The organism is Paraburkholderia largidicola, assembly GCF_013426895.1.
GTDB classification, from domain to species: domain Bacteria; phylum Pseudomonadota; class Gammaproteobacteria; order Burkholderiales; family Burkholderiaceae; genus Paraburkholderia; species Paraburkholderia largidicola.
Genome location: NZ_AP023174.1, coordinates 2891465 through 2912297, shown reverse-complemented (window position 1 = coordinate 2912297; position 20833 = coordinate 2891465). Strand labels below are relative to the sequence as shown.

The 20833-nt window shown below is 62.5% G+C and carries 17 protein-coding genes; 11 read left to right on the top strand and 6 right to left on the bottom strand.

Translation table 11 applies throughout. The annotated features are described in order from the left end of the window. Window positions 1-11: 11 nt before the first annotated feature. From PPGU16_RS12925 to PPGU16_RS12910, 4 genes are all read right to left on the bottom strand, one after another. Window positions 12-1163, bottom strand: coding sequence for an efflux RND transporter periplasmic adaptor subunit (locus PPGU16_RS12925; RefSeq protein ID WP_180720335.1), 1152 nt, complete (start codon window positions 1161-1163; stop codon window positions 12-14). 93 nt (window positions 1164-1256) lie between these two features. Next, window positions 1257-2825: an efflux transporter outer membrane subunit gene (locus tag PPGU16_RS12920; protein ID WP_180720334.1), complete on the bottom strand. Its 1569-nt coding sequence runs from the start codon at window positions 2823-2825 to the stop codon at window positions 1257-1259. Between the two features lie 337 nt (window positions 2826-3162). Next, on the bottom strand, window positions 3163-3633 hold the full coding sequence (locus PPGU16_RS12915) for a ferritin-like domain-containing protein (protein WP_007734771.1): 471 nt from the start codon (window positions 3631-3633) through the stop codon (window positions 3163-3165). Window positions 3634-3725: 92 nt separating this feature from the next. Then, window positions 3726-4007 carry a hypothetical protein gene (locus tag PPGU16_RS12910; protein ID WP_180720333.1) on the bottom strand — a complete coding sequence of 94 codons (282 nt, stop codon included), beginning with the start codon at window positions 4005-4007 and terminating at the stop codon, window positions 3726-3728. 325 nt (window positions 4008-4332) lie between these two features. Between PPGU16_RS12910 and PPGU16_RS12905 the strand changes: the two genes are divergently transcribed. The 8 genes from PPGU16_RS12905 (at window position 4333) to PPGU16_RS12870 (ending at window position 14849) form a co-directional block, all read left to right on the top strand. After that, complete coding sequence (locus PPGU16_RS12905) at window positions 4333-4626, top strand: EF-hand domain-containing protein (protein WP_180720332.1); 294 nt, start codon at window positions 4333-4335, stop codon at window positions 4624-4626. Window positions 4627-4698: 72 nt separating this feature from the next. Then, window positions 4699-5412: a response regulator gene (locus PPGU16_RS12900; protein WP_180720331.1), complete on the top strand. Its 714-nt coding sequence runs from the start codon at window positions 4699-4701 to the stop codon at window positions 5410-5412. Next, window positions 5409-6788, top strand: coding sequence for an ATP-binding protein (locus tag PPGU16_RS12895; RefSeq protein ID WP_180720330.1), 1380 nt, complete (start codon window positions 5409-5411; stop codon window positions 6786-6788). The genes PPGU16_RS12900 and PPGU16_RS12895 overlap by 4 nt, the downstream gene beginning before the upstream one ends. Before the next feature lie 79 nt (window positions 6789-6867). Next, window positions 6868-8874, top strand: a complete 2007-nt coding sequence (locus PPGU16_RS12890; RefSeq protein ID WP_180720329.1) for an amylo-alpha-1,6-glucosidase — start codon at window positions 6868-6870, stop codon at window positions 8872-8874. A gap of 34 nt (window positions 8875-8908) precedes the next feature. Continuing rightward, window positions 8909-11641 carry an MGH1-like glycoside hydrolase domain-containing protein gene (locus PPGU16_RS12885; protein WP_180720328.1) on the top strand — a complete coding sequence of 911 codons (2733 nt, stop codon included), beginning with the start codon at window positions 8909-8911 and terminating at the stop codon, window positions 11639-11641. Between the two features lie 104 nt (window positions 11642-11745). Next, complete coding sequence (gene zwf / locus PPGU16_RS12880) at window positions 11746-13332, top strand: glucose-6-phosphate dehydrogenase (RefSeq protein ID WP_180720327.1); 1587 nt, start codon at window positions 11746-11748, stop codon at window positions 13330-13332. 53 nt (window positions 13333-13385) lie between these two features. Beyond that, on the top strand, window positions 13386-14195 hold the full coding sequence (locus PPGU16_RS12875) for an ROK family protein (protein ID WP_180720326.1): 810 nt from the start codon (window positions 13386-13388) through the stop codon (window positions 14193-14195). A gap of 141 nt (window positions 14196-14336) precedes the next feature. Then, window positions 14337-14849: a YbhB/YbcL family Raf kinase inhibitor-like protein gene (locus PPGU16_RS12870; RefSeq protein WP_238271412.1), complete on the top strand. Its 513-nt coding sequence runs from the start codon at window positions 14337-14339 to the stop codon at window positions 14847-14849. Between the two features lie 14 nt (window positions 14850-14863). Here the strand turns inward: PPGU16_RS12870 and PPGU16_RS12865 are convergent, their stop codons facing one another. After that, window positions 14864-15859, bottom strand: coding sequence for an aldo/keto reductase (locus PPGU16_RS12865; RefSeq protein WP_180720324.1), 996 nt, complete (start codon window positions 15857-15859; stop codon window positions 14864-14866). Between the two features lie 220 nt (window positions 15860-16079). Here PPGU16_RS12865 and PPGU16_RS12860 point away from each other — a divergent pair, with 220 nt between their 5' ends. The 3 genes from PPGU16_RS12860 to PPGU16_RS12850 all read left to right on the top strand — a co-directional run bounded on the left by PPGU16_RS12860 (window position 16080) and on the right by PPGU16_RS12850 (window position 19698). Continuing rightward, complete coding sequence (locus PPGU16_RS12860) at window positions 16080-16676, top strand: lipocalin family protein (protein WP_180720323.1); 597 nt, start codon at window positions 16080-16082, stop codon at window positions 16674-16676. Window positions 16677-16971: 295 nt separating this feature from the next. Then, window positions 16972-18573: a hybrid sensor histidine kinase/response regulator gene (locus PPGU16_RS12855; RefSeq protein ID WP_180720322.1), complete on the top strand. Its 1602-nt coding sequence runs from the start codon at window positions 16972-16974 to the stop codon at window positions 18571-18573. 165 nt (window positions 18574-18738) lie between these two features. Then, entirely contained in the window at window positions 18739-19698 is a 960-nt protein-coding gene (locus PPGU16_RS12850; RefSeq protein WP_180720321.1) for a sensor domain-containing diguanylate cyclase, read from the top strand. A gap of 64 nt (window positions 19699-19762) precedes the next feature. Here the strand turns inward: PPGU16_RS12850 and PPGU16_RS12845 are convergent, their stop codons facing one another. Then, window positions 19763-20746, bottom strand: a complete 984-nt coding sequence (locus PPGU16_RS12845; RefSeq protein WP_180720320.1) for a MerR family transcriptional regulator — start codon at window positions 20744-20746, stop codon at window positions 19763-19765. Between the last annotated feature and the right edge of the window lie 87 nt (window positions 20747-20833).

The following is a 20833-nucleotide window of genomic DNA, read 5'->3' as shown; positions in this document are numbered from 1 at the left end:
CGGGCGGCCTCTTATTGTTCCTGAGGCGTCGGGTTCGGGCTGTCCGCAGGCAGCACGCGGTTGTCGATCACGAGCGGCGTGCCGTTCTTCAACTTCAACTGGCCACTCGTCACGACCTGCGTGCCTTCGCCGATGCCCTTCAGAATCGCCACCTGATCGCCGCGCGTCGGGCCCGGCGTGATGAACACCTGTTGCGCGATGGGCATGACCTTGCCATGCGCGTCCTTGTGCTCGCCGGGTTTGACGACGAACACGGTCGCGCCGTACGGGTTATAGGTGATCGCCGTTTGCGGCAGCGTCAGATAGCGTTCTTCATTGCCCGCGTCGATCTTCACGTTCGCATACATGCCGGGCAGCAGCTTGCGCTCGCGGTTGTCGACGGTCGCTTCGATCTGCACGTTGCGCGTCGTGTTGTCGACGCGCGGATTGATCGAGCGGATCTTGCCGTCGAACGTGCGGCTGTTGTACGCGTTCGTATCGACAACGACGGTTTGCCCGACCTGCAATTGCCCGAGCTGTTGCTGCGGCAGATAGAAGTCGGCGTAGATCGGGTCGATGGCCTGCAACGTGACGATGGCGTCGCCGGGGTTGAGGTACTGGCCGGGATTGACGGTCGTGATGCCGACGCGCCCCGCGAACGGCGCGCGGATGGTTTTCTTTTCGACGAGCGCAGCCTGTTGATCCACCTGCGCACGCTTGCTTTTCAGGTCGGCGGCATCGGCGTCGAGTTGCGCCTTGGCGATCGCCTGAATGTCGTACTGCGCCTTGTCGCGCTTATAGACGGTTTGCGCGAGTTCCGCTGCGGCTTGCAGCGACGCAAGCAGCGCGCGGTCCGAATCGTCGTTCAGGCGCACCAGCACCTGGCCTGCTTTCACTTCCTGTCCCGAACTGAACGGAATCTCGCGCACGAGGCCGGGCACTTCCGTCGTCACGTCGACGCCGCGCACCGCGCGCAGGCTGCCGACGGCGGACAGTTGCGGCTGCCAGCTTTGATAGCGCGCGACCGCGGACGTGACGGTCGCGGCGGGCGCCGCGTTGCTCGCCATGAACTTCCGGATCATGTGCGCCTTGAACAGGTTGAAGCCGACCAGCGCGGCGAGCAGCACGCCCACGCAGATCAGCATGATGATCATCCGCTTTGTCATCGGTCTTTTCGTCGTCATCGTCATGTCCTTGCACGGCAAACGGGTGAGGCACGAAACGCGTCCGGCGGCGCTGCGGGCTCATCGCATGCGACGCGCGGCGACTGCAGAAAATCAGTGCGGCGTGGCGGGATTTGCCTGATTGGCCTGGCTCGTGGTCGCGTCGTTCCACCAGCCTCCGCCGAGCGCCTGGAACAGCGCCGCCGTATCCGCATAGCGCGCGGCCTGCGCCTGCGCGAGATTCACGACGGTCTGCTGGTATTGACGCTGCGCATCGAGCAGCGCCAGATAGCTGACGCCGCCGACGCGAAACTGGCCGCGCGTCAGATCGAGCGACGTACTCGCCGCGCGCCATGCGTCCGTTTGCGCGGCGAGCCCCGTCGCGTCGTGCTCGAGCGCGCGCAACGTATCGGCGACGTTCTGGAACGCGAGCAACACCGTTTGCCGATACTGCGCGTTGGCCTGATCGAATGCGGCCTCGGCCGCGCGCTTTTGCGCGTTCAACTGACCGCCGTGAAAAATGGGCTGTGTGATACCCGCGCCGAGACTCCAGATCATGTCCGCGTATTTGAGCAGTCCGGCGGGCGTGAGCGCCTGCGGGCCATAGCTCGCGGACAGCGTGATCTGCGGATACAGGTTCGCCGTCGCTACGCCGACCTGCGCGCTCGCCTGATGCAAGGTGGCGTCGGCGGCGAGAATGTCGGGCCGTTGCCTGACGAGCGACGAAGGCAGACTCACGGGCAGGCTCTGCGGCAACGTGAACATCGACAGCCTGAACTCGGGCACGGCCGTATCGCTCGGCGGCTTGCCCGCGAGCACGGCAAGCTGATGCCGCGTCTGATCGAGCGATTGACGCAGCGGCGGCAGCGTCGCGCGTGTTTGCGCGAGCAACGTTTCCTGCGAAAGCACGGCAGTGCGGCCCACGCCGCCCAGCTCGAACTGTTTGCGCAATACGCCGAGTTGCGCGTCTTCATCGGCGGCGATGCGCTCGGTCGAATCGATCTGTTCGCGCAACGACGCTTCTTTGACCGCTGCCGTCACGATGTTCGCCGACAGTGCGAGATACGTGGCCTGCAACTGAAAGCCCTGGTAATCGATTTGCGAGCGCAGTGCTTCGAGTTCGCGCCGCGAGCCGCCGAACACGTCGAGGTTGTACGACACATTCACCGATGCGTTGTACAGGTTCAGTATTTCCGTGAGTCCGGGCTGACCGAAGGTGACACCGTTGAACTTCTCGCGAGTCGCATTGAGCTTTGCATCGACGGACGGATACAGCGCGCTGCCCACTTCCGCACGATAGTTTTCGGCCGCCTGTCTGAGCGCCGCCTGCGCTGCGGCGACGTTCGGGCTATTGGCGAGGGCCTCGCGTATCAGCGCGTCGAGCGGCTCGCAATGAAAGAGCGTCCACCATTGGCCGGGAATGTCCTGTCCTGCGATGAATTGCTGTGGCACACCCGATGCGCCAGGCGACGACGCCGTCTGATCGGGCAACGGCGTGGGCGTATAGGTTTCAGTGGCGGGCGGGGCGGGCGTGCGGTAATCGGGGCCGACCATGCAGCCGGACAGGGGAAGCAATGCCGCGCCCAGAATGACGACGGCTACGCTGATCGAAGCGTCGAACGCGAAACGTGAAGGTCTATGCAAACGACTGCGACTGAAACTGCCATTGACGTCATCGATCATCTATCCACCTTGTATTACCCGCGCGGACTACGAACGAAATTGCGAATGCAGAATTCAACAGCCTGATGCCGCGCATAGCCTAGCATGGGTCGTTGCAAACGAGATCATGCTTGCAGAAGCTTTAGGGGAATAGACGCGCCAGACGGCGGACGAAACGTTAAATGCAGTGCGCGAGGTGTCAGAAACGCAAGCGCCGCATGCATCATGGTTTGATGTATGCGGCGCTTGCCGGGAGGTGGACTAGATGGAAAGTTGTGCGCGCGATCCAAGCGTGCCGACTGATTTGACAATTGAACAGAGTGCTTGCGATTGCACCCTTACAACCCGGCAAAGAAACTCAATGCGCCGCGCCGCGCTCGCCCGATGTGCCCACCGTGCCAGGCTTGCGCAACATCTTGTCCACTTCGCCCGCGTGCATCTCTTCGACGGTAATCATCTGCCGCGCATATTCTTCGAGCGCGACCGAGCGGTCCTTGACCAGCGCGAGCAGATCGCGATACAGGCCGAGCGCGACGTCTTCCGCCGTGAGCGATTCGCGCAGGATGGTCGTGATGTCCGTCGTATGCGAATCGAGCAGGGCACCGATGCCTAGCGACGGATACTCGCCGAGCGTCGTGATCCATTCGCCCGCCTGATGCGCGTGCAGCAGCGATTCGTCAGCCTGCTGGCGCAGCCACGACACGATCGGAATGCGGCCAAAGCCGAACACGAGGAAGGAGTAGTGCGTATAACGGACCACGCCTGCCAGCTCGGATTCGAGAATCTGGTTCAGCACGGCGATGACCTTGTCCTTTTCGATGTCTGGCATGTGGCCCTCCACGATATTCGTCGACGACGAAAGAGTCTTTCATTGTTGGCCTCGCCTCATCAAAGATCAAGTGAATCGCGGCGCGACTGCGATCAGCGGGTAATGATGATCGGGACGGGTACGGTCGCATAAGGCAGCGGTATCGCGGGCACGGGTGGCGGCACGACGGCGACGTAGGGCACGACGGGCGCCGCCGGCACGATGGGCACCACGGCAGGCGGTTGCGGCGGCACGTAATAGAGCGTGCGCGCCGGTGCATAGACGGCGGCAGGCACATAGGCCGCATGAACGAAGACGGTGCCGGCATAGGCACTCGTCGAGCAGGCGATCCCCATGGCGGCGATCGCGGACGTATAAGCAGAGCGAATGTTCACATGAAACTCCCGAAACAGATGCCGGCGGATTGCGATGTGAAGTGCTGATGAGACCGCCGACGTGCAAACGATACGCAACGCCTTCGATGAAGGGCAGCAATGACTTATTTCATTCGATGTCGTAAAAAGCACGCCCGTGTTTGAAGCGTCTGCTTCGTAGTACGCGGTGCATCGTGCGTGAAAATGCGGGGCGCCGACATGACATAGATCGACATAACTTTGAAATTGCCTCGAGCGTCCCGGACAACCAGAATTCGCTTCGCCAACGACGAATCGCAACACGACGTAGCGAAGAAGTTGAACGAACCGATGATGGAGATGGGAAATGAAGAAGTTGATCGCTATTCTGGCTTTGTGCATTGCATCGACGGGCGTGATGGCTCAGACCGCGCCGCAAGCAATGGCGGGATCGCCGCGCATGGAGCGCATGATGCAGCAGCTGCAGGAGCGCTTCGCCGCCGCCAACGCGACGCATGACGGCAAACTGACGCTCGCTCAGGCGCAGACGGGTATGCCACGCGTGGCGCAGCATTTCAACGAGATCGACACGCAGAAGCAGGGCTACGTGACGCTCGCGCAGATCGAGCAGTTCATGGCCCAGCGCGCGGGATCGCACTGACGAAAAAACGGGTCGGCATGAAGCTACACTGTTGCTAGACGAATGAAACCATAAGCGACGAAGGAGCCTTGCATGGACCGACCCGCCCGCATCATCGTGCTCGACGACGAAGCGGAACTCCGCAATATGCTGCAGCGCTTTCTGAGCGGACATGGTTTCGAAGTCCGCGCCGTCGAAAACAGCAAGCGGCTCGAACGCTATCTGCAGCGCGAGCCGTATGACCTGCTGGTACTCGATCTGATGATCGGCGAAGAAGACGGCTTGCAGATCTGCGCAAAACTGCGGGCGGAAGGGCACACGCTGCCCATTCTGATGCTCACGGCCAAAGGCGATCCGCTCGATCGCGTGATCGGCCTCGAAACGGGCGCCGACGATTACCTCGCCAAGCCATTCCTGCCGCGCGAACTGGTGGCGCGCATCAATGCGTTGCTGCGCCGCCAGAAAATCGCTTCGAACGATCCGACCGTCACCACGCAAACTTTGCGTTTCGGCGACTTCCGGCTCGATGTCGGCAAGCAGTGTCTCTACAAACAGGACGAGCTTCTCGAACTGCATTCGGCGCAGATGCTGCTGCTGACGGCGCTCGCCGCGTCGCCGAACCGTGCGGTAAGCCGCGACAATCTGATCGCGCGCGCGAGAGGGCGCGACCACGATGCGCTCGACCGCAGCATCGACGTGCAGATTCTGCGTCTGCGGCAGGCGATCGAAGGCGATCCGTCCAAACCGCGTTACATCAAGACCGTGTGGGGCGTCGGCTATATGCTCGTCGCCGACGTCGACGCATGAGCACGCGCATGTCGCGCCTGCTGCCGCGCAGCGTGCTTGCACGCAACATCGCGCTGCTGATCGTGCTTGTTGCCTTCACCCAGGTGTGCTCGTTGAGCGTGCTGATTCATTACGTGCAGAAGCCGCGCGTCGAACGCGCCGCGGCCGTGTTCGGCACGTACATCAAGACGCTGGACAACGCGCTCGCCGCGTCGCCCGTGGACGCGCGCGACACGCTCGTCGCGCGGCTCGACGCGCGCAGCGAGCCGCCAGCGGAAGCCGTGTCCGAGCCGCGCGTGCGGCTGCTCGCGTTCTACCGGACCTATCAGCTGGCGACGTTTCTGGATACGCTGCACCGCTACCTGCCTGCCGGCACCGAAGTACGCTGGCAAGGTGCACCGCATCCGCGCATGTGGATCCGCATGCATGTGGCGGGCACGCCTTACTGGATCGGCTTGCAGGTGCCGGAAGAAGCGCAGGGCGGCGGCATGCTGACGGCGGTGTTGCTATCGATCGGACTGGCCATGCTTGCTGCGTTGACGGGCTTCGCACTACAGGCGCATCTGAACCGTCCATTGCAAGACCTTGCGCAAGCGGCGCGCCGCGTGAGCGCGGGGGAAGTCCCGCCGCCTTTACCCGTCGACGGTCCGACGGAAATCGCGCAGGTGAGCGGCGCGTTCAACCAGATGACGCAGGCGTTGCAACAGGCGGAAGCGACGCGCGCGCTGATGCTCGCAGGCATTTCGCACGACATCCGCACGCCGCTGACCAAGCTGCGTCTCGCGATGGCCATGGCGAACGACACGAATGGCGACGAAGCTTTCATCGGCGCGGCGGAATCGTATCTGGATCAGATCGATACGATCCTTCAGCAGTTCATGGACTACGCGGGCAGCGGCGAACGCGAGACGCCGCAGTCGGGCGACCTGAACGCGCTGATCAGCCAGCTTGCCGCGGACTTCGCGGGCCTTGGACACGAGTTCGATCTGCAACTGGGCGAACTGCCCGAGCACGCGTTCCGGCCCATCACGATGATGCGGCTCGTGATGAATCTGATGCAGAACGCCGTCGTGTACGGGCAAACGGGACTCGCCGTGAGGACGTGGGCAGACGCGCACGCGATCCATGTGGCCGTCGCCGATCGCGGTAAAGGCTTGAGCGCTGAAGAACTGGAACGGCTCAAGGCGCCATTCCAGCGCGGCAAGAACGCGCATGGCAAAACGGGCGGGACGGGGTTGGGGCTGGCTATCGTCGAACGCATTGCGAGGCTGCATGGCGGCACGCTGGAGTTCCATCCGCGCGATGGCGGCGGCCTGGAAGTGTGGGCCGTGCTTCCGATCCAGCGCGATTCGGGCACGGCAGGGGCGGGCGAGCAGTCCAAGGCCGCGGCCGGCTGAACGCACAAGACATTTCATGTGCGAGCGGCTAATCTGTCGGCTGTCCTGATCCCGTCGCCCGTGCACGGCGGCCACTGCGATGACACGCGTCGAATCTCCTTTCGATCACGAACGGCTGGAAGACGAATGGCTCGAGGCCGACGGCTTTGGCGGCTTTGCGTCGGGCACGCTCGGCATGCTGCGCACGCGCCGCTATCACGCACTGCTGCTGACGGCGACGCGTGCGCCAGCGGGCCGTATCGTGCTCGTCAACGGCATCGAGGCGTGGATCGAGACGAAGGGCGTGCGCACGCCGCTGTCGATGCAGCGTTACGCGCCCGATATCGTCTATCCCGACATTGCTGCGAGTCTGATCTCGTTCGATACGACGCCGTGGCCGACATGGCGTTTTCGCATCGATGCGCAGACGTGTGTGATCGCGGAAACGTTCGTCGCGAAAGCGACCTGCGAAACGGTGTTGCGCTGGCGCGTGGCTCTCAACGATGGCGAAGCGAAGGGCGACGATGCGATCACGCTGCACGTTCGTCCGTTACTGTCGGGCCGCGATTATCACGCGCTGCATCACGAGAACGGCGCTTTCGATTTTTCTGCTTCTGTCGATGGCGAACATGTGGCGTGGCAGCCGTATCACGATCTGCCTGTGATTCGCGTCGTCACGAACGGCGCGTATGAGCACGCACCCGACTGGTATCGCAACTTCTGCTACGTGCGCGAACGTGAGCGTGGCCTCGACTTCACAGAAGACCTTGCGACGCCCGGCGTGTTCACGTTCGATGTTCGTTCGGATGCGGCCGTCATGATATTGAGCGCGGACGTGGCGAACCAGTCGTCGCCTGTTGCGCACGCCGCCGCGATGGAACACGCGAACGCACTTGCCGAGACCGAAACGAATCGCCGTGTTTCTTTCGCTTCGCGCCTGCATCGGTCCGCTGATGTCTATGTCGTTGCGCGTTCGGCGGGCCGCACGATCGTCGCCGGTTTTCCGTGGTTCACCGACTGGGGCCGCGATACGTTCATCGCGATGCGCGGACTGCTGATCGCCACGGGGCGGCTCGCGGAAGCCGAGTCGATCCTCCTCGCCTGGGCGGGCACGATTTCGCAAGGCATGTGTCCGAACCGCTTTCCCGATTACGGCGACGAGCCGGAATACAACTCGGTCGATGCGTCGCTCTGGTTTGCGATTGCCGTGCACGACTATCTGGCGACAGGGCATGCATCGGATACGACGCGCGCGCGCCTGCAGGAAGCCGTCGATACGATCCTGGCCGGCTACACACAAGGCACGCGCTACGGCATCCGCGCCGACGACGATGGCCTGCTGCGCGCGGGCGTGCCCGGCGTGCAGCTCACGTGGATGGATGCGAAGGTCGGCGACTGGGTGGTGACGCCGCGCATCGGCAAGCCGGTTGAAGTCCAGGCGTTGTGGTTCAACGCATTGCGCATTGCAGCACAGTGGAACGCGCGATGGACTGAAGCTGCGGGGCGTGTGGCGGCCTCGTTTGCGCAACGCTTCGTCGATTCGCAAACGGGCGCGCTGTTCGATAACGTCGACGTCGACCATGTGTCCGGCACGGCCGACAGATCGATCCGGCCCAATCAGATTTTCGCGGCAGGCGGCTTGCCGTTTGCGCTGGTCGAAGGTGAAACGGCGCGCGCCATTGTTGCGCAGGTCGAAGCGCATCTGCTGACGCCGCTGGGTTTGCGCACGTTGTCGCCGGAAGATCCGGCGTATCGCGGGCGCTATGCGGGCGCGCCGTTCGAGCGCGACGGTGCGTATCACCAGGGGACAGTGTGGCCATGGTTGCTCGGGCCATTCGTCGAGGCATGGCTGCGCGTGCAACGTCCCGATGAGTCGGCCCGCAGCGCGGCGCGCACGCGCTTTCTCGCGCCGCTCGACGCGCATCTGGATCGCGCGGGCCTCGATCACATCTCGGAAGTCGCGGAGGGCGACGCACCACACGCGCCGGGCGGCACGCCGTTTCAGGCGTGGTCGCTGGGGGAGCGGGTGCGTTTGGGGGTTTTGTTGGGCGAAGGTGCCCATGCCAACCTCCCCGACGCGAACACCCCAAACCGCGCTACGATGTGACTCCCACCGTCACACGAGAGACGAGGACGCTGCCATGCCTCCGCTGCGCGCCGGAAACCTGCTTGCCACCGTCGAAGGAATACGTCTGCACTCCAGCGAGTGCGCGCGATGGCAGCGCTGGGGTCCCTATCTGAGCGAGCGTCAGTGGGGCACCGTGCGCGAGGATTACAGCCCGAACGGCACCGCTTGGGACTATTTTCCTCACGATCACGCCCGCAGCCGCGCCTACCGCTGGGGTGAGGACGGCATCGCGGGTTTCGGCGACGACACGTTGAACTGGTGCGTGTCCATCGCCATGTGGAACCGCGCCGATCCCATCCTCAAGGAACGCCTGTTCGGCCTCACGAACCAGGAAGGCAATCACGGCGAGGACGTCAAGGAACTGTATTTCTATCTCGACGGCACGCCGACGCATTCGTATATGCGGATGCTCTACAAGTACCCGCATGGCGCGTTTCCGTATCAGGATCTCGTCGAAGAGAACCGGCGGCGCGGCGCGGACCTGCCGGAATATGAAGTACTTGATACAGGCATCTTCGACGACTTGCGCTATTTCGACGTGACCGTCGAGTACGCAAAGAACACGCCCGAAGACATCGTGATGCGCGTCACCGTCGAGAACCGGGCGGACGAATCCGCCTGTCTCGATCTGCTGCCGCAAATCTGGGCACGCAACAAATGGTCGTGGAAGGAGAACGACGAGCGCCCGAAGCTCACGAAGGAAACGGTGCACGGCGTCACGCGTCTGCTCGGCACGCACCCCGGACACGAGCCGATGGTGGCGACGGCATGGTCGCCCGATACGACTGTTTTCGAATGGCTGTTCTGCGAGAACGATACGAATGTACGGCGCCATTTCAACATGGAGGCCGAAGGCCCGTTCAAGGACGGCTTCAACGACTACCTCGTACATGGCGACGCCGACGCGATCCGTCGCGACGCGGGCACCAAAGCGGCTGCGCACGTACCGCTGAATCTGCCGCCCCATGGCACGGCTGTCGTCTATCTGCGTTGGCGTCCCGAGTTCTGTCCCGATGAAACACCGCTCGATGCCGAGCAACTGTTCGCGCAGCGCATCGCTGAAGCCGATGCGTTCTATGCGGCGTTGCAGCACCATATCGAAGGCATGGACGAGCGCCTCGTGCAGCGCCAGGCGCTGGCGGGCATGCTGTGGTCGAAGCAGTACTACCAGTTCGACGTCGAGCGCTGGATGGACGGCGACCCTTCGCAGCCGACGCCGCCCGCATCGCGCAAGCAGGGACGCAATCGCGACTGGCGGCACTTGTGCAACGCGGACATCGTGTCGATGCCCGACAAGTGGGAGTATCCGTGGTACGCGTCATGGGATCTCGCGTTTCATGCCGCCGCATTTGCGCTGATCGATCCTGCGTTTGCGAAGCGCCAGTTGCTGCTGCTCGTGAAGGATCGCTACATGCACCCAAACGGGCAGATCCCCGCCTACGAATGGGCGTTCAGCGATGCCAATCCGCCCGTGCATGCATGGGCGGCGTGGCGTGTGTATGAAATCGATCGCGCGCTGACGGGCAAGGGCGACCGCGATTTTCTCGAACTGGTCTTCCACAAGCTGCTGCTCAACTTCGCGTGGTGGGTGAACCGCAAAGACGCTGACGGCCGCAATATCTTCCAGGGCGGTTTTCTCGGACTCGACAACGTCGGCATTTTCGACCGTTCGTCGCCGCTGCCGACGGGCGGCCATATCGATCAGGCCGACGGCACCGCATGGATGGCCGCGTATGCGCTCGACCTGATGCGCATCGCGCTTGAACTCGCGTTTGCGAACCATGTGTTCGTCGATATTGGCGTGAAGTTCTTCGAGCACTTCCTGTATATCGCGCAGGCGGTGAGTTGCGAAGACAACTGCGATACGGGCCTGTGGGACAGCGAGGACGAATTCTTCTATGACAAGCTGCGCCTGCCCGACGGCTCTAATGTGCCGATGCGGGTGCGCTCGATTGTCGGCCTGATTCCGCTAATTGCCGTACATGTGCTCGAAGAGCGTCTGCATGGCTCGCTGCCCGGTCTGCGCGACCGCCTCGTCTGGTTCCTGCGCAACAAGCCCGATCTCGCGCGGCTGGTGTCGCGCTGGAACGAGCCGGGGCGCGGCAACAGCCTGCTGCTTTCGCTGTTGCGCGGGCATCGGATGAAAGCGCTGCTCAAGCGCGCGCTCGACGAAGCCGAGTTCCTGTCCGACCACGGCATACGCGCACTGTCGCGTGTGCATCGCGATCAACCGTATGTGTATCAGCACAATGGCCAGAGCTTCTGTGTGAAGTACTTGCCCGCCGAATCGGATTCGCGCGTATTCGGCGGCAATTCGAACTGGCGCGGGCCGGTCTGGATGCCCGTCAACTATCTGCTGATCGAGTCGCTGTATGAATTTCATCGCTATTACGGCGACGATTTTCGCGTCGAGTACCCGACGGGATCGGGCAAGCAGCTTTCATTGTCCGAAATCGCCGACGCGCTCGCGCATCGCACGACCACGCTGTTCCTGAAGGACAAGAACAACGAACGTCCGGTAATGGCCGCGTATCCGCTGTTGCAGGCGGACCCGCGCTCGCAGGATCTCGTACTCTTTCACGAATACTTTCATGGCGATAACGGACGCGGCGTGGGCGCGTCGCATCAGACGGGATGGTCGGGTCTCGTCGCGTTGCTGCTGCAGCCGCGCGAACTCGCAAGCTCGGGCTCCGTGCCTGCGGCGGGCGAGACGCAGGACGCCGAAGTGGCGGCGTCGGTGAAATAGGTCGCGCTGCCCGCAGCTGATGCCGCAGTTCGATTGAACTGTGCGGCATGACGGCGGGTCTTTCAGATATCGCCAACCGTATGGCTCATTCATGGAACACTGCCATGTCCAATGACGCAAACGACGCTACATCGACTGCCTCGTCAGCAAGCTGCAAGATCGGCGCAGGGCCGCATGCGCCCGCCGCGGGTCCCGCCGGCAAGCGGCCTGCGCCGCCATGCACGCTGGTCATCTTCGGCGCGGGCGGCGATCTGACCAAGCGGCTCCTGACGCCCTCGCTGTACAACCTGACGGTCGACGGCCTGCTCGACGATGGCATGAACATCATCGGCGTCAATCACGGTGAGCGCGAAACGAAGGAGTGGCTCGGCGATCTCGGCCAGTCGCTGCAGCAGTTCGCCGCCGACAAGGCGAGCGAAGCGCATACCGGCAAGGTCGACGAGAAAGCCTGGAAGTGGCTTTCATCGCGCATGGAGTACATGGCGGGCGAATTCGAGACCGACGATGTATTCGAGGCGCTCAAGCAGCGCATCGAGAAAACGTCGCACGGCAACGCAATCTTCTACCTCGCGGTGGGCGCGCGGTTTTTCAGGCCGATCGTCGAGCGTCTCGGCAAGCACGGCTTGCTGAAAGAAGACTCGCAGCGCAAGGGGAGCTTCCGGCGTCTCGTGATCGAAAAGCCGTTCGGCACGGACCTCGCATCCGCGCGCGATCTCAATGCGCACATTCTCAGTTTCGCGAACGAATCGCAGGTCTATCGCATCGATCATTTTCTCGGCAAGGACACCGTGCAGAGCATCCTTGCCGTGCGCTTCGCGAATGCGATGTTCGAGCCCGTGTGGCGGCGCGAGTATATCGACAGCGTGCAGATCACGGCGGCTGAAACGCTCGGCGTCGAAGGGCGCGGCAAGTTCTACGAGCAGACGGGCGCATTCCGCGACATGCTGCCGAATCATCTGTTCCAGTTGCTCGCGATGGTCGCGCTGGAGCCGCCCAATTCGTTCGATGCCGAAGCCGTGCGCGACAAGAAGGCCGAACTGTTCGCCGCCATCGAGCCGCTCAAGCGCGACGATGTCGTGCTCGGCCAGTATGAAAAGGGCGATACGGGCATTGGCTATCGCGACGAACCCGACGTCGCGCGCGACAGTACGACGGAAACCTACGCAGCCGCGCGCGTATTCATCGACAACTGGCGCTGGGCAGGCGTGCCGTTCTATCTGCGCACCGGTAAGCGCATGACTGCGCGTCGCACTGAGATCGCCGTGCAACTCAAGCGCGTGCCGTTTCTGATGTTTCGCGACACGCCCGTCGAGGCGTTGACGCCGAACGTGTTCACGCTGCGCATCGATCCCGCGCATGGCACGCGCTTCGATTTCAACGTGAAGGTGCCCGGACCGGCGATGCAGATCGGCGCCGTGCGCTCGGCGTTCAACTACAACGACTTCTTCGACGAGCGCGCGAACGTCGGCTATGAAACGCTGCTCTACGACTGCATGCTCGGCGATGAGACGCTGTTCCAGCGCGCCGATAGCATCGAGTCGGGATGGTGCGCGGTCGATCGCGTGCTGCATCCCGAAGGCGGCGCGTTGCCCGTGCATGGCTATGCGGCGGGCAGCAGCGGGCCGGCGCAAGCCGATGAACTGCTCGCGCGCGATGGCCGCGCGTGGCGCTCGTTGCAGAGCAAAGAGTAGTGCTGTCTGGACCTGTCCAGATCCGTCAGACGACAAACGAAAAGGGGGACGATTTGGCTAAAGCTAAAGTACAGACACGACCCAGCGCCAGGAGCGACGGCGAGCGGATACTCGCGATCGATGTCGGCGGCACGGGGTTGAAGGCGGCCGTGATCGACGCGGGCGGCGACATGAAAAGCGAACGCGTGCGCGTCGCGACACCGCATCCGTGCACGCCGCAGCAACTCGTCGATACGCTGGCGAAGCTCGTTCAGCCGCTCGTCGACGCGCAGCATCCGACCTTGATGTCGATCGGTTTTCCAGGCGTCGTGCGCGATAACTGCGTGCTGACCGCGCCGAATATCGGCGATGCGAGCTGGCGCGGCTTCGCGCTCGCAGATCAGCTGGCGGCGCGTGTAGGCGGCTTGCCCGTGCGCATGATCAACGACGCCGAGATGCAGGGCTTCGCGGCGATCGAAGGGCATGGTATCGAGTTCGTGCTGACGCTGGGCACGGGCGCGGGCACGGCGCTCTTTCGCGACGGCGAGCTGATGCCGCATCTCGAACTCGCGCATCATCCCGTCAGCAAGGACCGCACGTATGACGAGTACATCGGCAATGCGGCGCGCGAGAAGGTGGGCAGCAAGCGCTGGAACCGGCGCGTCGAGAAGGTGATCGCCATCCTCGCTTCGCTCGTCAACTACGACAAGCTGTGGATCGGCGGCGGCAATGCGGAGCGTCTGACGTTCGACTTGCCGTCGAATGCGGCGACCGTATCGAACGCGGCGGGTATCGAAGGCGGCGCGCGGCTCTGGCATCCGAAGTCGGTGCGGGAAACGCGGCAGTTGCCGGAAGCGAACCAGAAGTCGGGCGTATTCCGTTGAAGGAGCGGGCGGGGGAATAAACGGGCATGGCCGTTCGTTTCCTCCGATGCGGTCATGAACGCGTGACCGCATCTCTTTCGACGGAGCCGTCCCATGAAAACAACTATCTCTCACACCCGGCTCGCAGCCATGGCGCTATGTATGGCGCTCTCGTCGGGCTTCACGCATGCCGTGGCGGCCGAGGCTTTCGAAGTGACGTCGCCGGGCACGCCCGACGGCGGCACCATCGATTCGAGCCACGCAGCCGGCGTGAACAATTGCGGCGGCGGCAATCAGTCGCCCGCCGTGCAATGGCGCAATACGCCATCCGGTACGCGCAGCTTTGCGGTGACGCTCTTCGATCCCGACGGCGCCAAGGGCATTGGCGTGATCCATTGGGTGTTGTACGGGATACCCGCGTCGATGAACGCGATGCCGCATGGCGCATCGGCGCCCGCAGGCAGCGTGAGCGGCATCAATCGCACCGGGCAGCCCGGTTATTACGGACCTTGCCCGCCCGTCGGCGACGTGCCGCATCACTATGTATTGCAGGTCTACGCGCTCGATCTCGCGCCCGATGCGCTACCGCCCAATCTCAATCACGACGCGTTTCTCGCAGCCGTCACGAATCACGTGCTGGCCGCGAGCAGCACCGTGCTGCGCTACGGACGCTAGCGCAGCATCGACGCTCAGCGCGGCGCATCGCCCCAGCGGTATTCGACGGTCGCGTCGTCGAGCTGCTTCTTGATCTCGGGGTCGAGCACGAGGTCGACAGCCGCCAGCGAGTCGTTCAACTGCTCGACGCGGCTCGCGCCGATGATCGCCGACGTGATGGTGGGATTCGCCAGCACCCATGCAATCGCCGTCTTCGTCATCGGTTCGCCCGTTTTCGCGTTGATCTCGCGCAGCGTTTCGATGGTCTTGAATTCGCGCTCGTGCCAGTAGCGCTCCGAGTACATCTCACCCGCCTTGCCGACCGTTTCCGTGAAGCGTCCTTCCGTGGGCTTCGCGTCGTGTCGATGCTTGCCCGTCAGCAGGCCGCCCGCGAGCGGATTGTAGGGAATCACGGCGAGGCTTTCTTCGTCGGCGAGCGGCAGCAGTTCGCGTTCGATCTGCCGGAACAGCAGGTTGTAGCGCGGCTGCACCGACACGAAGCGCGCGGTGCGCAGCACGTCCGAGCGCCCGAGCATGCGCGCGAGCCGGTACGCCAGATAGTTCGACACGCCGATATAGCGCGCCTTGCCCGAGCGCACGATCACGTCGAGTGCTTCGAGCGTTTCGTCGAGCGGCGTGTCGCGGTCGTCGGAATGCAGCTGGTACAGATCGACGTAATCGGTGTTCAGGCGGCGCAGCGAATCGTCGATGGCATCGAGCAGATGCTTGCGCGACGCGCCCTGATTCCACGCATGCGGACCGACCTTGCCGACGGCTTTGGTTGCGAGGATAAAGCGGTCGCGCTTGCCCTTGAGCCAGCGCCCGATGATTTCCTCCGTGCGTCCCGCAAGATTTTCGCCACCGCCTAGCGGATAGACATCGGCCGTATCGATGAAATTCACACCGGCGTCCGTCGCCTTGTCGAGAATGCCGCGCGATACGTCTTCTTCGGTTTGCAAGCCGAAAGTCATCGTACCGAGACACAAACGCGAGACAGTAAGACCAGTGTGGCCGAATTTGCGGTATTGCATGATCGACTCCGCGAGAAGGAAACTATAAGAGGTTGAGTGCAGCGGGATGGAAATGCAGAAGAGAGAGCATAGCGGCTATTGCGAATCTGCGTGGTGGGGTTGCCGTCAAGCATTCATTGCGCTGACACCGTATTGCGCCTGGCCGAAAACTTTTCAGACGCGTAAGGTCTAAACGGCTTTATCGCCGGGTCGAGTTTCATATCCGCGAGGTTGATATCCAATGAGTGTCGAAGAAAACGTCAGTCAGGAGATCGCGCACAACAGTTCTCATACGCGTGCTGTCATTGCTGGCGCGGCAGTCGTCGCCGTGGGCCTGCTGGTTGCATGCGCGATTGTCATCAGAAGGAAAAAGGGCAATGCGCGCGTGCCTGAACCCGCCAGGAGCGTCGACGTGGACCGCTATACGGGGCGCTGGTACGAGTTCGCGCGCTATGAAAACCGCTTCGAGCGCGGCCGCGATTTCGTCACCGCGGACTATGCGAAGCGCGACGACGGCTTGATCAGCGTGATCAACACGGGCCGCGAGGGCGGTGTGGATGGATTGCGGCGCGTTGCGCGCGGCAAGGCCCGAGTGGTCCCGGATTCAGACAACGCAAAGCTGAAAGTATCGTTCTTCGGGCCGTTCTATGTCGGCGACTACTGGGTGCTCGATCACGCGGACGACTACGCGTGGTCCATCGTCGGCGAACCGAGCGGCACGTACCTATGGATTCTCACGCGCGAAGCGAAGCCCGCTGTCGAACTGCAGCGCGCGCTGCTGGAACGGGTTCGCGCATTGGGCTATGACGCGTCGATGCTGCGGCGGACCCAGCAGTAAGAGCCGATTGAAAATTTTTCTATCCGCCTTTCCTTTTGTGAAATCTCGCATCGCTTATCCGGCATTTCCAGTGACCCATGGCGGCTTTGCGCGGTAACTCTTCCCTTTTATTCGTGAGCCGTTGCGCAATTACTGCTGCATTTTCGCCCCGGCATGAATTTCGCATTGACGGACGCAATGCAATTCCGCATCGCTCTGCGCAGACCGATGCGGCTTCTCAAACCGGAGTGTGACTGCCCACGTAAAGAGTCGAGCGAAACAACCGTGGCTGTCGCACCGTATTGCGTCAAATGCCATGGATACCAACCGTACACTCACCACCATTCGAAGCGGCGCGCATCAGATCACCGATCATCGGGACGACATCTTCTTTGCAGCCGTATCGACGACACGCATGCCGATGGTCGTCACCGATCCGAATCTGCCCGACAACCCCGTGATCTTCGCGAACCATGCGTTTCTGCGCATGACGGGCTATGAACTGACGGAGATCATCGGCACCAACTGCCGTTTTTTGCAGGGGCCGGAGACGGATCGCGCCACTCTCGACGAAGTGCGGGATGCCGTCGCGCATCGCCGCGAGATCGCGACGGAGATTCTCAACTATCGCAAGGACGGGTCGACGTTCTGGAACGCGTTGTTCATTTCTCCCGTCTTCAACGATCAGGGCGAACTGGTGTATTTCTTCGGCTCGCAACTGGACGTGAGCCGGCGCCGCGATGCCGAAGACGCGTTGCATCAGGCTCAGAAAATGGAGGCGCTCGGGCAGTTGACAGGCGGTATCGCGCACGACTTCAACAATCTGCTGCAGGTGATGGCGGGTTATGTCGATGTGCTGCAGATGGGCCTCGAAGGCAATGCGCAAAACGCGGTGATGGCGCAGAGCCTCGATCGCATCCGCGGCGCAGTCGCCAAAGCCACGACGTTGACACAACAACTGCTCGCGTTCGCGCGCAAGCAGAAGCTCGTGGGGCGCACCGTCAACCTGAACACGCTAGCCGACAGCATGGTCGAACTCGCGCGGCGCACGCTCGGTGAGAACGTGTCGCTGAAGACCGAGTACGAAGAGGGTCTCGGCAATTGCCGTGTCGACTCGACCCAACTCGAGGTCGCCTTGCTCAACGTGCTGCTCAATGCACGCGACGCACTCGCGAACCAGCGCGACGGTGTCGTGACCGTGCGCACGGAAACGGTCGAACTGGAGCATCAGGCAATGGTCGGATTCGCCGACCTGCGGACGGGGCGCTATGTGAGTATCGCGATCTCCGACAACGGATGCGGCATTCCGCCTGAGATTCTCGACAGGGTGATGGACCCGTTCTTCACGACGAAAGACGAAGGCAAGGGCACGGGCCTCGGATTGTCGATGGTGTATGGCTTTGCGAAGCAGTCGGGCGGCGCGGTGAATCTGTATTCGGAGCCGGGCGTCGGCACCACGTTGCGGCTTTATTTCCCGGCTGTCGAAGGCAATGCGCAGCGTCGTCCGTCGGCGCCGAAGGCGATCGAAAAGGCGGGCAACGAAATGATCCTGATCGTCGACGACCGCGTCGAAGTGGCGGAAGTCGCACAGGCGATGCTCGAGCAGATCGGCTATCGCACGCGTGTCGTGCTGAACACGAAAGAGGCGATGGAGATTTTGCAGGACGGCACGACGGTCGATCTGCTGTTCACCGACCTCATCATGCCGGGCAACATGAACGGCGTGATGCTCGCGCGCGAGGCGCGGCGCCTGCTGCCGAAGATCAAGGTGCTGCTGACGACGGGCTATGCCGATGCGTCGCTCGAAAGGACGGATGCGAGCGGCAGCGAGTTCGACATCATTCACAAACCCTATCGGCGCGCGGAACTGGCGCGCAAGGTGCGCATCGTGCTGAATGGGCCGACGGGTGTCGGTTAGCTTTCAGCCAGGGCAATTACGCATGCATTTGAGTCGACCGGGCGGGCTAATTCGTTTCATTTACCGCAGGCTGCGGATAGAATTTGTACCCGGTTCCGTTCAACCTGCGGCGGATCGCGCGGTGCTAAAGGAGTATCGTGCGTTCGCGTTTAATCCGGATCTCGAATGCTGCGACCATCAATGCCACATAACGAAAGCGAACGCGTCGAAACGTTGCGCTCGCTTCATATACTCGATACGCCGCCCGAAGAACGTTTCGATCGTCTCACGCGGCTCGCGCGACGCCTGTTCGGCGTACCCATTGCGGCCGTCACGCTGGTCGACAGTCATCGCCAGTGGTTCAAGTCGCATCCCGGCATCGACGCTTCGGAAACGTCGCGCGATGTGTCTTTCTGCGGCCACGCGATTCTCGACGACGAACTGTTCCTCGTGAACGATGCGTTGCTCGATGTGCGCTTTGCCGACAATCCGCTTGTCACCGGCGACCCGAATATCCGCTTCTACGCGGGCTATCCGCTCACCGTCGACAACGGCAGCCGGCTCGGCACGCTGTGTCTGATCGACGTGAAGCCACGCGCGCTGGACGATGAAGAGCGGGTGCTGTTGCGCGATCTCGCGCGTATGGCCGAGCAGGAAATCTCCGCCGTGCAGCTCGCGACCACGGATGAACTGACGGGCCTGTCGAATCGCCGAGGCTTCGAGGCACTCGCGCAGCATGCCATCAGACTCTGCAAGCGCGCGCAAAAACCGGCGTCGCTGCTGTTCTTCGATCTGAACGGCTTCAAGCAGATCAACGATGTGTATGGTCACGCGGAAGGCGACCGCGCGTTGATTGCATTTGCAACGGTGTTGAAAACGGCATTGCGCGACAGCGATGTGATCGGCCGGTTGGGCGGGGACGAGTTCGTCGTGCTCTTGAGCGATTCCGACGAAGAAGGGACGGCGCAGACCATCGCGCGCCTCAGGCATCAGCTGGACGGCCACAACCAGTCCGCGCAAACGCCTTATCAATTGCACTGCAGCGTGGGCACGGCGACGTTTGCGCCCGACAGCCCCCAGAGTATCGACGACCTGCTGGCGCAAGCCGACGGTGCGATGTACGCGAACAAGCGCTCGCAACGCTGAAGTCTGGGCGGCTGCGCAAACGTTTAGCGTAGCCGCTCCCATTGCATCAACGCGCTTTTACGTCTCAGCGATTTTCCAGCACCCAGCGTTCCTCGCGTTCGAGTCGCAGCAATGCATGCTCGAACATTGCGCGTGCACGGCCCGAGATATTTGCCAGATACACATGCAGTAGCGCGTCGGCGGGCGTGCGCGAAGCGCAGCTGACGCTGTACTGCTCGAACGCGCTCAACTGCATGATGATGCTCGCGAGATGCTTCGGGCATTCGCATGCGACGGTGGTCGACGCATGCGCCATCGCCATCAATGTCTCGTCGGAGTAGTGCCGCTGCGGCGCGGGCTCGCGCATGTCGGGCTGCATCGCGGCTTGTCCCGTCTTGCGCTGGATGTCGCCCATCATCTGCGCGATCGATGCCTGATCGAGCGGCTCGCGTATCGTGCGTACGCCGACGCGTTCCAGCAGGTTGATCGTGTTGGCGGCGGCGAACGAATACACCACGACGATGTTTTCCGCATGAGTCGACGCGCTGAGTGCGAGCACGCGCTCGACATCGTCCGCGTGCAGCGACGGCAGATGAATGATCAGCACATCGGCGGGCTGGTTCATGCGTTCGGTGAACGCGGCCGTCATGTTCTCGAAGACTTTCGGGTCGCTTGCAAGCTCTGCCTGCATCGCGTGCAGATGCTGGCGGATGGTCTGCGCGAGCGCCGCGCCGACGATGCGCAGCCGCAAGCCCGGCCGCCCCTCCGTGAGCGGCGACACAGGCGTCTTGTCGACATGCATGAACGCGAGCCGTTCGAGTTCGCCCGTCTGCAACGTGGCGATCGAGCCGATCGAATAGCCGCGATCGACGAGCCCCTTGATCATCGCGACGCGCCGCACGTCGGCTTCGCTGTACAGGCGATGCCCGGATTGCGTGGTGGGCGGCGCGACGACGCCATAGCGGCGCTCCCAGATGCGCAGCGTGCCGACGGGAAGATTCGCCATGCGGGCGACGGCCCCGATGCGATAGCGCGGCACGACTTCTGGATCATCCACTGTGTTGTTCATGAATCGAAAACCCTTGGGGAAGTCGATTCGAGTCTAACAAGCGCGACGATGATTTGAAGCGGATTTTTTTATTCAATGCTGGCGCAA

What these genes read in the sequence shown, in the direction of transcription:
- PPGU16_RS12925 (WP_180720335.1), bottom strand. Translation starts at nt 1,163, where the DNA reads ATGACGACGAAAAGACCGATGACAAAGCGGATGATCATCATGCTGATC.
- PPGU16_RS12920 (WP_180720334.1), bottom strand. Translation starts at nt 2,825, where the DNA reads ATGATCGATGACGTCAATGGCAGTTTCAGTCGCAGTCGTTTGCATAGA.
- PPGU16_RS12915 (WP_007734771.1), bottom strand. Translation starts at nt 3,633, where the DNA reads ATGCCAGACATCGAAAAGGACAAGGTCATCGCCGTGCTGAACCAGATT.
- PPGU16_RS12905 (WP_180720332.1), top strand. Translation starts at nt 4,333, where the DNA reads ATGAAGAAGTTGATCGCTATTCTGGCTTTGTGCATTGCATCGACGGGC.
- PPGU16_RS12900 (WP_180720331.1), top strand. Translation starts at nt 4,699, where the DNA reads ATGGACCGACCCGCCCGCATCATCGTGCTCGACGACGAAGCGGAACTC.
- PPGU16_RS12895 (WP_180720330.1), top strand. Translation starts at nt 5,409, where the DNA reads ATGAGCACGCGCATGTCGCGCCTGCTGCCGCGCAGCGTGCTTGCACGC.
- PPGU16_RS12890 (WP_180720329.1), top strand. Translation starts at nt 6,868, where the DNA reads ATGACACGCGTCGAATCTCCTTTCGATCACGAACGGCTGGAAGACGAA.
- PPGU16_RS12885 (WP_180720328.1), top strand. Translation starts at nt 8,909, where the DNA reads ATGCCTCCGCTGCGCGCCGGAAACCTGCTTGCCACCGTCGAAGGAATA.
- zwf (WP_180720327.1), top strand. Translation starts at nt 11,746, where the DNA reads ATGTCCAATGACGCAAACGACGCTACATCGACTGCCTCGTCAGCAAGC.
- PPGU16_RS12870 (WP_238271412.1), top strand. Translation starts at nt 14,337, where the DNA reads ATGGCGCTCTCGTCGGGCTTCACGCATGCCGTGGCGGCCGAGGCTTTC.
- PPGU16_RS12865 (WP_180720324.1), bottom strand. Translation starts at nt 15,859, where the DNA reads ATGCAATACCGCAAATTCGGCCACACTGGTCTTACTGTCTCGCGTTTG.
- PPGU16_RS12860 (WP_180720323.1), top strand. Translation starts at nt 16,080, where the DNA reads ATGAGTGTCGAAGAAAACGTCAGTCAGGAGATCGCGCACAACAGTTCT.
- PPGU16_RS12855 (WP_180720322.1), top strand. Translation starts at nt 16,972, where the DNA reads ATGGATACCAACCGTACACTCACCACCATTCGAAGCGGCGCGCATCAG.
- PPGU16_RS12850 (WP_180720321.1), top strand. Translation starts at nt 18,739, where the DNA reads ATGCTGCGACCATCAATGCCACATAACGAAAGCGAACGCGTCGAAACG.
- PPGU16_RS12845 (WP_180720320.1), bottom strand. Translation starts at nt 20,746, where the DNA reads ATGAACAACACAGTGGATGATCCAGAAGTCGTGCCGCGCTATCGCATC.